Annotated in this window: 3 protein-coding genes and 1 pseudogene; all 4 read left to right on the top strand. The window is 39.8% G+C overall.

Annotation, left to right across the window (positions count from 1 at the left end; all coding sequences use genetic code 11):
- Positions 1–1,442 (top strand): annotated as a pseudogene (locus tag AVJ19_RS22115) (hypothetical protein); the annotation flags it as partial.
- Between the two features lie 15 nt (positions 1,443–1,457).
- The gene (locus AVJ19_RS20725) at positions 1,458–1,721 is read left to right on the top strand and encodes a hypothetical protein (protein WP_111861388.1); all 264 of its coding nucleotides are present in this window, start codon (positions 1,458–1,460) and stop codon (positions 1,719–1,721) included.
- 72 nt (positions 1,722–1,793) lie between these two features.
- Positions 1,794–2,357: a DNA circularization N-terminal domain-containing protein gene (locus AVJ19_RS22635; RefSeq protein WP_228203424.1), complete on the top strand. Its 564-nt coding sequence runs from the start codon at positions 1,794–1,796 to the stop codon at positions 2,355–2,357.
- Complete coding sequence (locus AVJ19_RS22630; RefSeq protein ID WP_228203423.1) at positions 2,333–2,998, top strand: hypothetical protein; 666 nt, start codon at positions 2,333–2,335, stop codon at positions 2,996–2,998. The genes AVJ19_RS22635 and AVJ19_RS22630 overlap by 25 nt, the downstream gene beginning before the upstream one ends.
- The last annotated feature ends 65 nt before the right edge of the window (positions 2,999–3,063 follow it).

The following is a 3,063-nucleotide window of genomic DNA, read 5'->3' as shown; positions in this document are numbered from 1 at the left end:
CGGGTAAAACATCTGCTGTGGGAATGTCGGTTCTTGCCGATGCACTTGCAACCTATGGTTTAAGGGGTGAACAAAATTTACAAAAAAGCTTTGCAATGACAATTCGTTCAGGTGAATTAGGTGGCTATGAACTTAGAGACATGCAGCAAGATTTGGCTCGCCAATTAGCCCTAGCAACGTCAGCTGGCTATAGTGGTCATGAAGGTTTAGCAAGTTTGTTATCTTTAAACCAAGTATCAATGGACGTTTCAGGTAATGCAGGTGAGGCAGGAAATAACGTTGTCAACTTACTGCAAAAACTAAATAGTAGAGAACTATCTGACAGTATGGCAAAAGCCGTGGTAAATACTGAAGGTTTAGCGACCAGACCATCTTATAGTAAAAAAGGAAAATATTTAGGCGAAGTATTTGATTGGAATCAACAACAACAAGTTGGACGTTCCCAAGGTAAATTTGGTGCTGAAGTTTTGGGTGATGTTATTGATCACCAATTATCAAATAATAATGATTACCAAGCTCTTAAAAAGCAAATTTCTACAGCAAGTGACGCTGAGCGTAAAAAATTGCTTGGTGATATGGCAAACATTGCTTTAGGTGGTGAAATTGGTCAAATCATTGCTGACCGCCAATTTTTAATGGCAACACTGGGACAAACTTTAGCCCGTTATAATATCGATGAAAATGGTGTTAATCGTATTGACGGTTTAAAAAATGAAACCCTAAAAGCCTCTTATGATCAAGTTATCAAGCCCACAATATCTTTTTTAAATACACAACCATTTGGCAAAGAGGGTACAGCAAAAACCAATGCACAAATTGTCCGTCAAGACTCTTTTGATAGAATCTCTGGTGGTTATGGAACTGCTTTAGATAAGTTTTCGGAGCTTACTCAACAATTCCCAGCTTTTTCACAAGGTTTATTTATTTCTACCACCGCACTGACAGCCTTAGCCGCTTCTGCGGGGGTAGCAAGTTTAGCAATGCGAGCTGGTGGCGGCGCAGGTGCAGTAGGCGGTGCTACCGCAGGTGCAGCAAGTGGTGCAGCGATGGGCGCTGCACGTGCTGCTGGTCAAGTTGGTCTAGCGGGTGTACTCGGTTATGGTATTGGAACAGCAGCTCGTAATATGTATATGCAAACTGATGCAGGACAAGCGGCAGATAACTGGATGGGTGAAAAAATTACTCAAGTGCTTGCAGCTTTTGGAAACGATAATGCTCAAGCTGCTCTTGATGCCCAAGCTAAATATGATGAAATGATTCAACAACAGCAACAAGCGAATCAGCAAAATGCACAAGTGATTCGAGAGTTACAAAAACTACCATCAGCAATTGGTAACTCTATCAAGATACCCGTTCCAACACTTAATTCATTACAACAACCACAACAAAATGCTGTTGGTGATCGTCAAGGTGCTGTACCCTTTATGCTGCAAAAACATTAAAAAATTGGGGATATTATGGATAAGTTTTTTACTTATTTGGGCACTATATTTTTTGTAGTTATTCTTTGGTTCGGTATTAGTAAAGGCTTAAGCTATTATACGAAACAAAACATTTTTAGTGAACAAGATGAAAAAATAGCATTTTTAGAAAAAAATAATGCTTCTCTATACGAGCGTTGTGACGCAATCAATACAGGTCTGATTCATGCCAAAAATTATGCGGATCAAAATAAATTTAATAAATATAATGAAATGCTTAAATCTTTACACTGTATTTAGTAAAGGAAGCCGTTCCACCTAAACCCATCTATAAATCAAAGACAAAATACCCTTTAAATGAGGGTATTTTTTATGGCATGGTCTACTGATCTACAACAAGCAAGCTTTAGAAACATTGAGTTTGAATGTATTCAAACCAGTGAGTCTGTATCTAAAGCATTAGCCATTCAGCAATCGCCCTACTCGAATAAAGCTCAGATCGAAGACATGGGCAAAGATGCTGAAAAAATCAGTCTGCGTATCTTTTTATCAGGTGAAAACTATCTCCTCTATTTAAATGCTTTAATTGCAGCATTCACTCTAACGGGGCAAGGTGAACTTATCCACCCGATCCATGGGATTAAGAACGTTTATGTAGCCAGCTGGAATATTGTCCACGGTACAGAAATAGTCGATGGCTGTGATTTAGATGTTGAGTTTGTCGAAGCTGAAGCCAAAGAAAGACCATTATTTGTACCCGCTTTCGACATCGAAATTGATACGCAAACCTTTTTTTATATTCCCGCTTCAGCGTTAGAAAGTGAGTTAGAACAGCTCAAAGACAAAGACCCCAATGCTTTTTTTAAAGCCGTCAATCGTATCCGCAGCGGCTTACAAAAAGCACGTCAATTTTGGGTGTCGTCCGTTCTACTGTAGACAATATTTTATCACCACCTGAGTGGGCTGTCGGACTAGTTGATGACGTTGTTCGTCTTGCTACGTTTGAGTTCACTGATATTTCGGCGATTAGCAAATGGCAATCTTTATCTAACCGACTCAAACGAGTAGGTCAAATCTTTGATGATAAAGACAGTAGCAATGACAGTTCTGCATTTAAGCAAATGTGGCGAGCGGTCACTGTTGCATCTGCGGCTTCAGCAGCTCAAGCCATTGTTAAACAAACCAAGTTAGATACAGCACAAAATAAAGTGGTGAATATCACGCCGATTGATTTGGCTGTGATCCGTCAGCAAGTGCGCACCGATATTCAACAAGCGATTGTTGCAGAACGTACAATTACCCAAGAACAAGCCACCATTTCAAATATTGATCCTGCTGCTCAAGTCGCTCAATACAAAGTTTTAGCAACAACTGTACATGATCAAATTCAAGCTTTAATTGAGACACGTCCACCTATTCGTACTACGCCTATTATGTTGCATTGCACAGCACATTGGCTGGCTCACCAGTTGTATGGCGATATGAATAGAGCTGAAGAAATTAAACGTTTAAATCCAACTGTTTTTAACTTTGCCCTTGTGCAATCAGGCACGGAGTTAATCACTTATGCTCGATAATGCAGGCAAAGAAATCCGTTTAATCGTTGGCGGTTATGAGTGTAAGGAATGGGATGATGTAACAA

The organism is Acinetobacter sp. CFCC 10889 (assembly GCF_003268395.1).
GTDB lineage: Bacteria > Pseudomonadota > Gammaproteobacteria > Pseudomonadales > Moraxellaceae > Acinetobacter.
This window is presented reverse-complemented; position numbering and strand designations above follow the sequence as displayed.